Origin of the sequence: Halobellus sp. EA9 (genome assembly GCF_051195055.1) — an archaeon.
GTDB classification, from domain to species: domain Archaea; phylum Halobacteriota; class Halobacteria; order Halobacteriales; family Haloferacaceae; genus Haloquadratum; species Haloquadratum rubicundus.
This window is the reverse complement of record NZ_JBNTJW010000002.1, coordinates 331,429-343,461: the sequence shown is the minus strand read 5'-3', so window position 1 is coordinate 343,461 and position 12,033 is coordinate 331,429. Positions and strand designations below refer to the sequence as shown.

At 66.3% G+C, this 12,033-nt stretch carries 9 protein-coding genes and 1 tRNA gene; 6 read left to right on the top strand and 4 right to left on the bottom strand.

Translation table 11 applies throughout. The features are described from left to right. Positions 1-24: 24 nt before the first annotated feature. Positions 25-1,335 carry a DUF7115 domain-containing protein gene (locus tag ACQUQ0_RS04585; RefSeq protein ID WP_435183436.1) on the top strand — a complete coding sequence of 437 codons (1,311 nt, stop codon included), beginning with the start codon at positions 25-27 and terminating at the stop codon, positions 1,333-1,335. A gap of 20 nt (positions 1,336-1,355) precedes the next feature. Here ACQUQ0_RS04585 and ACQUQ0_RS04580 read toward each other — a convergent pair whose 3' ends face one another. Further along, a complete protein-coding gene (locus ACQUQ0_RS04580) occupies positions 1,356-1,766 on the bottom strand; it encodes a DUF5830 family protein (RefSeq protein WP_435183490.1) in 411 nt (136 codons plus the stop codon). A 220-nt stretch (positions 1,767-1,986) separates the two neighbouring features. On the opposite strand from ACQUQ0_RS04580, the gene ACQUQ0_RS04575 reads away from it, so the two are divergent. From ACQUQ0_RS04575 to ACQUQ0_RS04565, 3 genes are all read left to right on the top strand, one after another. Beyond that, positions 1,987-2,634, top strand: a complete 648-nt coding sequence (locus ACQUQ0_RS04575) for a TVP38/TMEM64 family protein (RefSeq protein ID WP_435183435.1) — start codon at positions 1,987-1,989, stop codon at positions 2,632-2,634. Positions 2,635-2,704: 70 nt separating this feature from the next. Continuing rightward, positions 2,705-2,859: transfer RNA gene (locus ACQUQ0_RS04570), tRNA-Met, on the top strand. Positions 2,860-3,148: 289 nt separating this feature from the next. Continuing rightward, positions 3,149-4,636, top strand: coding sequence for a carotenoid oxygenase family protein (locus ACQUQ0_RS04565; RefSeq protein ID WP_435183433.1), 1,488 nt, complete (start codon positions 3,149-3,151; stop codon positions 4,634-4,636). A 51-nt stretch (positions 4,637-4,687) separates the two neighbouring features. On the opposite strand, the gene ACQUQ0_RS04560 is transcribed toward ACQUQ0_RS04565, so the two are convergent. Continuing rightward, entirely contained in the window at positions 4,688-5,113 is a 426-nt protein-coding gene (locus tag ACQUQ0_RS04560) for a dCTP deaminase (protein WP_435183432.1), read from the bottom strand. 45 nt (positions 5,114-5,158) lie between these two features. Beyond that, entirely contained in the window at positions 5,159-7,132 is a 1,974-nt protein-coding gene (locus tag ACQUQ0_RS04555) for a PAS domain S-box protein (protein WP_435183431.1), read from the bottom strand. A 168-nt stretch (positions 7,133-7,300) separates the two neighbouring features. Here ACQUQ0_RS04555 and ACQUQ0_RS04550 point away from each other — a divergent pair, with 168 nt between their 5' ends. Both ACQUQ0_RS04550 and ACQUQ0_RS04545 read left to right on the top strand, forming a co-directional pair. After that, positions 7,301-7,957 carry a lactate utilization protein gene (locus tag ACQUQ0_RS04550; RefSeq protein WP_435183430.1) on the top strand — a complete coding sequence of 219 codons (657 nt, stop codon included), beginning with the start codon at positions 7,301-7,303 and terminating at the stop codon, positions 7,955-7,957. Between the two features lie 150 nt (positions 7,958-8,107). After that, entirely contained in the window at positions 8,108-8,506 is a 399-nt protein-coding gene (locus ACQUQ0_RS04545) for a hypothetical protein (RefSeq protein WP_435183428.1), read from the top strand. Positions 8,507-8,875: 369 nt separating this feature from the next. Here ACQUQ0_RS04545 and ACQUQ0_RS04540 read toward each other — a convergent pair whose 3' ends face one another. Next, entirely contained in the window at positions 8,876-11,731 is a 2,856-nt protein-coding gene (locus tag ACQUQ0_RS04540; RefSeq protein ID WP_435183426.1) for a BGTF surface domain-containing protein, read from the bottom strand. Positions 11,732-12,033: the final 302 nt, after the last annotated feature.

Here is a 12,033-nt window from a genome sequence, read left to right as displayed (position 1 = left end):
ACGAAACGCACGGAGAACGCACCTATGAGCCAACCGGAGATCGTCCAGGCCGACCTCGCCGGCGAGGACGTCGTCGCCCGAGTCGACCTCGGCGGCGAGGACGAACTGTACGTGACGCCGACGCGGACGCTCCTGTACCGCGCCGAGGGCCTGCTCTCCGACGAGTCCGTCGAGGAGTATCCGCACGAGGCCGAGCGGATCACGGTCTCGGAGGGCCGACGGAAGTCGAAGGTGACCCTCGATTACGGTCTCGACGGCGAAGCGACGATCTCGCTCCCCGCCAAGCGCCTCGACCGCGCGGTCCCGCCGATCGTCGAGGGCGTCCTCCGCGCGAACGGGATCCTCGACGACGACGAGGACATCGAGCGACTCTTCCGGTTCAGCGAGCTCACGATCGTGATCGCCGGAAAGCGCGTCGTCCGACACATCGGCGGCAACCTCTGGGACGAGGACTTCGAGTCGTACCACTACGGCGACGTCACCGACCTCGCGTTCGAGGACGGGAGCGTCGCCACCTCGGTCGTCCTCACGGTCGACGGTCGACAGGAGCGCTTCAAAACGCCGAACGAGGACGCCCGCGCGGTCCGAGCCGCCCTGGAGACGACGCTGCTCTCCTACTGGGAGGTCGACTCGCTGGGCGAACTCCGCGCGGCCGCCCAGCCCGACGAGCCCGAAGGCGAGGCCGAGCCCGAACCCGAGCCGGACAGGAACGTCTCCTTCGGCGACGGCCCCGACCCGCTGATCGCCGACCCCGAAGAGCCCGAAGAGCTCCCGGAGAACGCGACCCGCGAGTCCGACGACGGAGGCCAAGGGGGCGATCCGGGCGTCCAGGCGGACGCCGGGAGCGCGTCGGGCGGGAGCGACTCCGCGACGGGGACCGATCGGGCCACACAGCACATCGAGTCGTCGCCGGCGACTGAGGCGTCGGCCGGCACGCGATCTGATCGTCAGGAAAACGGGTCGAGCGGCGCCTCGGCCGACGTTCCCGGATCCGAATCCGCACGCGGCGGGTCCGAGACGGAGACGGAGCCGGAGCCGGAAACGGCGTGGGCGGACTCGATACAGGAGTCCACCGGCGCCCCGTCGGCCGAATCGCCGCGGCGAGGCCAGGACGCCCCGACGACCCACGAGGAACCGCCGCGCGGCAGCGGCGGGTCCGAGAGCCCCGAAACCGGATTCGAGGGCTCGGGCTTCGAGTCGGCGGCGCCCGCCGACGAAAAGCTCCGCGAGGAGCTCGCCGAGCTGCGCGCGGCGGTCGAGCGGCAGAACCAGGAGTTGCGCGCCCAGCGCGAGCTAGTGGAGCAGCTCATCGAGGAGCTCCGACGCGGGCGGTAATCCCCCGCGACGCCCCTCAGTCACTCCCGTCCGAGCACTTTTCGCACGCACGACGGCCCGAACGGCCCCAGTTCGCCGGATTCGAACCGCACGAAGTGTCCCGTCGAGAGCCCCGCGCCGCAGCGGCGGCACTCGTAGTCCCCGTCGCGCCGGACCACCTGCTCGCCGAAGGAGACGAACGTGCCGCCGCGGCGCGTGCGGAGGCGACCGTTCTCGCGCTCGATGACGCCCCTGAGTTCGGCCGTATCGAGGATCTCGCGGGTGAGCTCGGGGTTCGTCGTGACCGTCTCGATCCGGTCGACCGCGGCCGACAGCGGGAGCGAGTCGACTTCGAGGTGCGCGAGGAGCTGGACGCCGACCTCGACGCGCGCGTCTCGATCGAGGTCGTCGAAGGCGGTCGCGTCGGAGTTCGGACTGTCCGTATCGTCCACGCGCGCGCCGCTCGCCCGACACGAGCGGTCGCCGGCGTCGCTACTGTCACCACCGCCGTCTTCGCCGTCACCGCCGCCGTCGAACGCCCCGAGGTCCGCCTGGTCGTCCTCGCTCACACCAGCCACTCTGTCGGCGCGGTCAAAATAGTTGCTCGTCGTCGCCCGCCGGACTGCCGGCGGTCATCAACTGTTATGCCGCGGGGGCGGAGAACCGATGACGATGGATCACAGCCGACTCCGGGCGCGGGTCGTCGCCGGCGCGGCGCTCGCTGTCGTCGCCGCCGCCGCGCTCGCCGTCTCGCCCGACGTCGTCTTCGCGCGGGCGGCGTGGCTGGCCGCGGAGCCGATCCGACTCGTCGCCGCGGCGGTCGTCCTCGCGGCGATCCGGCCGCTCGTGGCGTGGCCCACGACGCTGCTCGCCGTCTTCCTGGGATACGGGCTGGGCGCCGCCGGCTTCCCGCTCGCGCTGGCGCTCGTCACGCTGACCAGCGTGCCCCCGTTCCTCCTGGCGAAGCGCTACGGTCGGATCGGCGCCGCCGCGGACGCCGGCGAGGCGTTCGTCGATCGGACCGGGGACCTCCGGAGCGTCGTCGCGAGCCGGTTCGTCCCCGCGCCCTCGGACGTCGTCTCGGTCACCGCCGGCGTCGCCGGCGTGCGTCTCCCCACGTTCCTCCTGGGGACGGCCATCGGCGAGATCCCGTGGGTCGCTGCCGGCGTCCTCGCGGGCGCGTCCGCGGAGCGACTCACCGCCGGGGCCGTCGCGGGCGCGGTCGACCCCCGCGTCGTCGCGGTCGCCGGGCTCACCGGCGTCGCGCTCCTCGGCCCGACCGCCTACGGGTGGTATCGGGAGCGGGGGCGCGGGTCGTAGACCGCCGGACACCGCCGCCGTCGTCGGACTTGCGAAGGTTTAAGAACGTCATCGAACAACGGAGAAGTGAGCCCGGGTGGCTTAGCTGGACATAGCGCCGCACTCATAGGGTTTCCTGAGATTCGGTGCGGTACGCCTTGGAAGCCTCCGCCGCTCCCCACGGGGCCCGCCGAGCCTCGGACCTGGGACATGCGGAGATCGTGGGTTCGGAGCCCACCCCGGGCACTTCTCACAATGGCCAGTCTCGTCTCTTACCGGTGATCGCCGTGACCGTGGGTGGCGATCACCGGCAAACAGTGAGACTAGTCAGTATCAGACGGAATCATTCTTAGCGCAGACCCGATAGCCCACTGCTCGTTTCTCCTCCAGTCGGTGAACGATCGACAGACGCCACCGACTGATTGCGCTCGTCTCTGCCGGCCGAACACCGCCAGCGGGAGCAGCGCTCGGCGGGAAACGGTGAGAGCAATCGGTAGCCGGCAGTATTTACCTGCCACGGACCGGTTGAACGAGTATGGACTCGCACCCTGGCTTTCACTCGCTCGAGGAAGAGCGGGCGACGTCCATCGCTGTCGAGGGATCGCTACCCGGGTGGTTGACTGGGAGTCTCATCCGCAACGGCCCGGGGACCTTCTCGCTCCCGGGCGGCGGGAGCGTCGATCACTGGTTCGACGGTCTGGCGATGTGTTACCGGTTCACGTTCGACCCCGGCAACCGGGCCGGGGGTTCCGTCACCAGAGCGGAAGACGCCGTCCACTACCGGAACCGATTCCTCGAGACGGACGCCTACGAGGAGGCCCAGACGGGGGAGTTCACGGGCGGGTTCGCCACCGGTGAGACCACGCTTCGGGAACGCCTCAAAGGGCTCGTTACCGAGCCGTACGACAATACCAACATCGTCGTCGAACGGGTCGGCGACGGCTACCTCGCGCTGACCGAATCACCGCGCGCCGTCGTGGTGGATCCGGACACCCTCGAAGTCGAGGGACACGTCCAGTACGACGGGCCGGAACCCGCCGGGCAACTCGCGTGTGCGCACCTGAAGCGCGATCCCGCCACGGGGACGCTGTTCAACGTCGAGACCGCGTTCGGCCGCACCAGTAGCTATCACGTACACGCCCTGACGGGCGACGGCGGACGGCGACACGTCGGAAGCGTCGAGACGGACGCGCCGGCGTACATGCACAGCTTCGCGTTGACGCCACGGTACGTCGTCCTCACGGAGTTCCCGCTCCGGGTGAACCCGCTCACCTTCCTCAAACCGGGACGGCAGGCCCCGTTCATCGAACAGTTCGAGTGGCAGCCAGACCGCGGAACGCGGGTGATCGTGATGGACCGATCCAGCGGCGACATCCTCGCGGAGCCCGTCGCGGAGGCCGTGTTCGGCTTCCACCACGTCAACGCGTTCGAGCGGGACGCCGGGACGGAACTGGTCTTCGACGTGGAGACCATTCCGGACGCGACCGCCATCGGGAAACTCTCCCTGGACAGCCTCCGAGACGGCGATCTGAACGCCATCGCGGGGCGCCTCGAGCGGTTCACCGTCGACCTCGGGGGCGTGACGGGACGGGCCCGGTACGGCACCGGAGACGCGACCGTGAGCCGGGAAATGCTGTACGACGACGGCACGGCCCTACCGACAGTCTCGCCGGCGCGCTGGTGTCAGTCGCATCGCTACGTCTACGCGATGAGTATGGACCAGCCGGCGACCGAGTGGGCGACCGGCGTGCTCAAGTACGATACGGAAACCGGCAACGTGACCGAATTCGATCGCGGCGGCGACTACTTCGGCGAACCGATATTCGTTCCCGGAGACGGCGCTGCCGAGGACGCCGGCGTGGTGCTGACGGTGGCGCTCGACGTCGACGCGGGCCGCTCGCGCCTGCTCGTCCTCGACGGCGAGCGGTTCGAAGAGCGGGCGCGGGCCGCCCTCCCGCACGCCGTCCCCTTCGACTTCCACGGCCGGTACTTCCCCGAGATCCGGGCGAAGCCCGCCGGCTGACCACAGCTCGCGGGACCCACCGCCGTCGCAGGATGATAGGTCCCTCGCCGCTCACCGCGACAGGAGCGTCGACACCCGCGCGTTCTCCTTGAGTCTGATCCCCGCACCGCCGACGGTGAGCGGGATGCGAGAGAGCGTGTCCACCCGAAGCGACGGATGGGACGCGCCGCGTTCGAGGATCTCGGTCCGGGGCTGGAGTAGCGCCTCGTCCGACAGCGACTCCCCCGCCAGGGACTCATTGTACTCCAGGAGGTACGTGCCGGCTTCGAGGTGCCACCACTGATACTCGTCGCCCTCGTCGCGCCAGGTCCGGCTGTGCGGGACGACATCGGCTTCTGTGAGTTCGCCACCGCCGAAGTCGACGCGGCCGGGGCCGTGGACCTCGTAGATCTCGGCCACCGTGAGATCGACCGCGCCGTCGCGGACCTGCGTCAGTTCGTGGACGATGCCGTCGACCGCCTCGGCGAGTTCGGGCATACGCACAGGTGTGGACGCGGACGACAAAAACGTCGGTCCCGGGAGCTACCGGAACAGGACCGTCGGACCGCGCTCTGCGTCCCCGACCGACGTGTCGTCGTCGATCGCCGGGAGCCGAACCGTCGCAGTCGTGCCGGCGACTTCCCCGTCCGATCGGACCTTTTCCCCTTGCGTCGCCTCAATCTGGAAGGAGCCGCCGTACCGCGTGACGATCCAGTTGATCAGCCACAGCCCGAGGCCGGCGCTGTGCTGGAGCGCGGTCTCGTTGCCCATAGAGACCACCGCGGCCTCCATCTCGTCGATTCCGGGCCCGTCGTCGGCGATGACGACCTCGATCCACGCCCCGTCGCCGCGGACCGAGACCGTCGCGGCGGGATGCTCTGCGGGGTTGTGCTTGATCGCGTTCTCGATCAGTTCGGCGAGCGCCTGCCGGAGTTCGGCCCCCGCACAGATCCCCCGGTCGGTCTCGACCGCGACGTTGATCCTCGCCCGGGGGTGGTCCTCGCGGGCCGCCGCGGCGACGCGCGAAAGCAGGGTCGCCGGATCCAACCGCGCCGGATCGCGCTCGCGACTGGCGTGGCGTTCGAGGTCGCGGGCGTGCTCGCTGACGCTCATCAGCCCGCGGGAGATGCGCTCGATGCGGCGCCCGGCCTCGGCGACCTCCTCGGCGTCCCCGCGGCGCACCACGTCGGCCCAGCCGGCGAGTGCGGTCGTGTCGTTGCGGAGATTGTGCCGGAGCACGCGGTTGAGCAGGCGGATCAGCGTGGCCGTCCGCTTGCGGGCGGTGACGTCCTTCTGGATGCCCAGGTAGTGCGAGAGGTCCCCCACCTCGTCGAAGACGGGGCTGAGTTGCACCTGATTCCAGAAGGGCGTGCCGTCCCGGCGGTAGTTGACGAGTTCGACCTGGACGGGCTCTTCGACCTCGATGGCCTCTGCGAGTCGCTCGATCTTCTCCCCGTCGGTCGCTTTCCCCTGGAGGAAGCGGCAGTTCCGCCCCTGGATCGACTCGGCGTCGTAGCCGGTGATGCGCTCGAACCCCTCGTTGGCGTACACGATCGGGAGGTCCGACCGAGACGGGTCCGCGATCGTGATCCCGACATCGGCCTCGTCCATCGCCCGCGTCTTGGTCCGGAGCTCCCGGGTCCGCGCCTTCCGCGCGGTGATGTCGCGGCCGACGCCCTGGATCCCGACGACGTCTGGACCGTCGAAGATCGGCGTCGCGTTGATCTCGATGATGACGCGCTCGCCCGTCCGGTCGAGGAACGTGAGTTCGAGCCGCTCGACGCGCTCGCCCTCGCATACGCGAGCGTACGCCGCCGTCGCGCTCTCGACGTCGGCGGCGGCGATGAACTCGATGAACGGGCGGTCGGTCAGCGCCTCGGGATCGTAGCCCAAAACGCGCTCGACGGCGGAGGAGACGTACGTGAATCGTCCGTCCGGACCGACGCGGAAGATGATGTCGAAGCTGTTCTCGGCGATCCCCTCGAACCGTCGTTTCTCCCGTTCGAGGTGATCGGCCCGGGTCTGGAGGCTCCGTTCGTACTCCCGGCGCTCGACGAATCCCCCCACGAGGTTCGCCAGCAGTTCCAAGAACAGCTCTTCGGTCTCCGAGAAGGCCGCGTTCCGCTCGTCGTGGTCCGCGAAGCAGACCGTCCCGTAGACCTCGCCGTCGACGACGACCTTGGAGCCGATGTAGGCCCCCAGGTCGAAGGCCTCGATCGCGCGTTCGTCGATCGGCGACTCCGACGCGTGCTGGACGGCGAGGGTTCCCTCGCGTTCGATGGTCTCCCGACAGTAGGCCCGATCGAGAGGGCAGGTCTCGCCCGGCCTGATGCGGTCGTGGTCGCCCGTCGCACGGACGATCTCCTGGGTCCTTTCGTCGATCCGGGTGAAAAATCCGATCGGGAGGCCGAGGTAGTCGACGCCGATTTCGAGCGCTCGGGTGATCGGGTCCTCGTCGTCCCGCGTCGCCTCGGCGAAGACCTCGTAGAGACGCTCGCGGGCAGACGCGGAGTTCATACGTACGCTTCGGTTACATACACTTAAACGGCGCGCCGAATCATTACTGTTGATAGCGAAGCACAAATCGCAGTAACACCCGTGTCACCACCTGATACCGGTGTCCGCGAGCGTTTAAGCGGATCGCGGTACTACGCCGTACTGTCGTAACCGACGCTACTCGAATCCATGTCACAGCAGAAAGCCGACTACCTCGACGACACCGACATCGACACGGCGCTCGACCGACTCCCCGACGACGAGACGATCGAAGAGACCGTCTCGAACCTCGAAGACCGCGGCTTCGACGTCGTCGTCGTCGACGACGCAGAAGAAGCGCTCGAAGCGGTCACAGCCCACATCCCCGCGGGCGCCTCGGTGATGAACGGCCACTCGACGACGCTCGAAGAGATCGAGTTCATCGACTACCTCACCGAGGGCGACCACGAGTGGGACGCACTCCCCAACGAGATCTGGAGCATCGACGACGACGCGGAGCGACAGGCCGCCCGCCGCGAGTCCCAGACCGCGGACTACTTCCTCGGCGGCATCAACGCCATCGCGCAGACGGGCGAACTCGTCGCCGCGGACCTCTCGGGCAGCCGGATCGGCGCGTACCCCTTCGCGGCGAGCAACGTCGTTATCGTCAGCGGCGTGAACAAGATCGTCCCGACGCTCGACGACGCGCTCGACCGCCTGGAGTCCGTCGCCTATCCCCTCGAAAACGAGCGCGCACAGGAGGCCTACGGCGTCGAATCCGCGATCGCGAAGCAGCTCATCTACCGCCGCGAGACCGAAGAGGGCCGCACGACGGTTGTTCTCGTCCGCGACCAGCTGGGCTACTGAGACCCGTTTCGGCTCTTTTTCCGATCGACGGTCCGGTCCGATTCCGAGCGACTCCCGAAGGTGAATCGTGATGGTTCGCGTGCGGTCACGAGTATCACTCTTGATCATCGGCGGAGAATCCTTATCTCGGGACCGTGCCAACGACCCGATATGTCGGTCCAGGAACGGTGTACGTCCACGTACACGATCGAGTGGGACGGGGAGGTAGAAGCCGTCGTTCATACCTGGGACGACTTCGCGGCCAAGGGATCGTTCAGGCGCGGGTGCGAGGAACTACTGGAGATCATCGAATCGCGCGGCGCGCGGAAGACGCTGATCGACACCAGCCGGATCAGGGCTCACGACGTCGGCGACCAGGAGTGGCTGCGGGACGACTGGGTCCCGCGGACGATCGAGGCCGGCGTCGAGTACACCGCCGTCGTCTACGGGGAAAGCGCCGTCGCCAAGATCGATATGGAGGACCTGCTCGCGAATCTGGACCACCTCGACTACACGACGAAGATGACGACCGACGTCGACGACGCACGGGCGTGGCTCGCAGAGCGGTGAGACATCGCGGTTCGAAACTGCCGAACCGCGACGATACGGCGGTAGAGGCCGACTCCCTGAGAGTCGGCCCCCACGCGCCGACCGGGTAGGGGTACTCGATAGCAAGGTGATCTGGAATAAAACGGTTTCCCCCCGAGTATCGATTCGGAGATTCTGCGTACAGTAGACTGTTATCCCCGTTCGTTTGGCCGCTGAGCGTCACGGAAACTCCCGACTGGGATACGAGATCGAATCGAGATACGAGATCTATCGAATCGGGGCCGATCGAATTGAAGCCGATAGATCCGAGACCGGAGCCGTCCAGCAGTCAGCGAACTGTACAATCCGCTCGTCCCTCCGAAAAATGGAAACCGCAGAAGCGGTACTCGCTTAGTCTCGCCGGATGGCGAGTAGGGCCGCGGCGACGAGCGCGGTCAGCGCGACGACCACGCCGAAGCCGGGCGTCGAGGTCGGCGTCTCGGTCGCCGGCGCCGACGTCTGGGTGTCGGGTGCCGACGTCTCAGTCGCCGTCTCGGTGTCCGGGGCCTCCGTGCCCGGCTCGGGCGTCGCCGTGTCCGTGTCGGGCGCCGCGGTCGTCGTCGGCGTCTCGACGACTTCGACGACGGTGCCGTCTTCTGTCACCGAGTCAGCGCCATTGTTACCGTCGTTGACGGTGATGTCGTAGGTGTCGCCGACGTTCTGGCCGCTGAAGTCGAACGTGACGTTCCACGTGCGGTCACTCTGGACGACCGGCGAGGCGGTCTTCAGGAAGCTCGGCCGGACCCCATCGTCGCTGCGGATGCGGACGCTGAGTTCCGTGCCCGGAGCGAGCGTGGTCGTTCCAGTGATCGTCTGGCCGGCCGCGCTCGAGACGTTGTACGGCTCGTTCACCGAGATGGTCGGCTCGACGACCTCGTATTCGAGGAGGCGCGTCTCGTCCTCGTCGTCGTCGAGGCCCTGGGCCGCGAAGTCCGTCGAGTCCTTGTTAAAGACGGTGAAGTTCGCTTCCAGCGCCGTGTCGTCCGACACGAGGTTGTTGTTGCTGTAGTAGCGAGCGGTCTGCGTATTGACGACCACGAAGTAGGTGTCGTTGTCGCCGTCGGCGATGACCGTCGTGTTCTCCTCGGTGTAGTTGAGCATCTTCGGATCCTGATTCGCGCCAGGATCAGCCTGCTCGATCGTCAGGTTGTAGATACCACCGTTGCCACTCGTGTTCTTGTACTCGAAGAACTCCTCGGTTACCTCTTCGCTGTGCTGGGCGTTGAGGACGCCTTCGAGCCCAGAGGAGACGAGCTGGTGAACGACGTAGTCACCGTTGGCGATGTCGGACGCCTGGGTGAGTTCGTTGTTCGCGAGTGCCTCGTTGACGTCTTCGAGGTCCGAGAGGCTCGTGCTCGTTGCGGACGTCCACGAGCGGAAGGCCGTCGTGTTGCGCTCTTCGAGGATCAGCGTCGCCACGTCCGTCGACGAGCCCTGAGCGTTGTCGCCGGGGTAGACTTCGAGGTCGTACTCACCGGCGTCGATCAGGTCGTCGACCGTCGTCGTGAGATCAGCGTCGACGATCTCGTCATCGCTGTCGTCGTCGAGGCTGTAGATCGGACCGCCGTCTGAACCGTAAGTGTACGGTGCGCCGCCGTCGGTTTGGTTGAACGCCCACGTGTCGACGTACAGGGTTACCTGTCCGTCATTGTTACCGTCTTCGACGGTGACGTTCGAGACGACGCCCTGATCGGGGGTACCGACCTTGACGGTCGCCCTATCGGTACTCGACATCGTGACGGTTACTTCCGCGATGTCACCGCGCTGCTCGGTGATCGTCCCGCTCGCGAAGTTGGCGTCGTCGTCGGCCGACTCGCTAACGGTGATCGTCTCCGTTTCGACGTTGATGCCGGAGTAGTCGTCGGTCACGCGGACGGTATAGTTTCCGGTGTCGAGGTCGAGATCCGAGACGTTGAAGCTGAAATCGTACTCGCCCTGGCCGTTGAGCCGGGCCGACGAGATCGTCGCGCCGCTGTCGTCGACGACGTCGCCGCTGCTGTCGAGGAGTTCGACGGTCAGCGGCCGGTCCGACGCCCGAGCAGTGACAGTACCCTCGATGGTGTCCTCGGTGGTCACCGACTGACTGTCCAGCGAGACCGAGAGGCCGAGATTCCGGAGATTGACCTGCGTGTTCGTGATCGTGCTACCGTCGATGCTGACGTTGTACTGGCCGAGAGCCTCGTTCGTGGAGTTGAACACGAACACTTCGCTGTTGGTGCCGGTCGAGCCGCTGAAGTAGTAATTGTTGGGACCCTCGATTTCGACGTCGACGTTCGTGCTGCTGTTGACAACCGCGACATTCGAGCCCTCGTAGACGTTCTTTTTGTCGTTGACCTTGACGGTCACCGGGGCGACCGTGACCGATTGGTTGTCGGTGTCGCTGATCGAGTTGTCGTCGGCGTCTGTGATATCGCTCGACAGTTTGACTTCGACGTCACCGGTCGCGACTGTCCCGCTCGTGTTCAGGAAGTACCGGGCCGCGTCCGGGCTGTCACTCGGTGCGGGCCTGATCGTATTGATTGCGACAGTACTACCGTCATCGTAGAGTGAGACGTCGCTCTTCTGTGGAATACTGACGGGTTCGCTGAACACGAGTTCGACGCCTGCGCCCTCGTCACCGGTATCGACGTAGTGGATGGCGCTGTCGAGTTCGGGCGCGCCGGATGGTGTGTTTTCGACTGTTAGCGTTCCGAGAGTTCTGGAGCCCTCCACCGAACCGTCGGTCTCGTTGTCCAGCGCAAATATCACGTCATAGTCAGTATCGCTCGATACGTCCGGAGCCTTCACCCCGACGAGATCGAACGTGAGGTTGACCTGATCGTCGTCAGCCGATCCCGCCCCGTCCGTCGAGACGTTCACCGTGAAGTTGTTCTGGCTCGTGTCGAACGACGTTCCGACGATAGTCACGTTGTCCGTAGACGCTTGGACCGTCGTATTCGTCGTCCCGTTCAGATCGAATTTCGTGTCGAACGAGACGTTGTAGTTGACGTACGCGCTCCTGCTTGTGTTGAGCGAGGCGTTGAGCGTGATCGAGTGAGTGTTGTTACTCGTCTCGGGAACGGTCTTGTTCGTGATTTCTCCCCCATCCGCCGTTGGATCGCCGATCGCAGCGACGCTCCCCGTGAATGCCACGGTCCCAGCGAACACGCTGAGGACCAGCAGCACCGCGAGAAACACCGCGCGATGTGCGTTCGTGTTTCCTGTCATAGATTTTGATCGGTGACGACGTTGTGTGTCACCAGTGCCCCCCCTCTTAGGCCGGAGACGACAGTGACCGTCCCGGACTACTGGGGTTACCAGGCCGTGTCATCCCTGTATAAAAAAAATTGCTACACGCTGGCCGCCGTATCGGATAACGCAGCGGCTACCGGATAGCGTCGAAAGAAATCGAATCGTGGGGCCGGACGAAGTCCGGTAGTTTCAATCGCGGAATCTCCCTCGAAGAGGGAACGCGAGAACTTCGGTAGTTCTCGCTTAGTCGCGGCGTCCTCGCCGGAGGCGAGGGCTCG

Excerpts from the sequence above, each read along its gene's own strand:
- ACQUQ0_RS04565 (WP_435183433.1), top strand. The coding sequence starts at position 3,149 with ATGGACTCGCACCCTGGCTTTCACTCGCTCGAGGAAGAGCGGGCGACG.
- ACQUQ0_RS04585 (WP_435183436.1), top strand. The coding sequence starts at position 25 with ATGAGCCAACCGGAGATCGTCCAGGCCGACCTCGCCGGCGAGGACGTC.
- ACQUQ0_RS04545 (WP_435183428.1), top strand. The coding sequence starts at position 8,108 with ATGTCGGTCCAGGAACGGTGTACGTCCACGTACACGATCGAGTGGGAC.
- ACQUQ0_RS04575 (WP_435183435.1), top strand. The coding sequence starts at position 1,987 with ATGGATCACAGCCGACTCCGGGCGCGGGTCGTCGCCGGCGCGGCGCTC.
- ACQUQ0_RS04560 (WP_435183432.1), bottom strand. The coding sequence starts at position 5,113 with ATGCCCGAACTCGCCGAGGCGGTCGACGGCATCGTCCACGAACTGACG.
- ACQUQ0_RS04555 (WP_435183431.1), bottom strand. The coding sequence starts at position 7,132 with ATGAACTCCGCGTCTGCCCGCGAGCGTCTCTACGAGGTCTTCGCCGAG.
- ACQUQ0_RS04550 (WP_435183430.1), top strand. The coding sequence starts at position 7,301 with ATGTCACAGCAGAAAGCCGACTACCTCGACGACACCGACATCGACACG.
- ACQUQ0_RS04540 (WP_435183426.1), bottom strand. The coding sequence starts at position 11,731 with ATGACAGGAAACACGAACGCACATCGCGCGGTGTTTCTCGCGGTGCTG.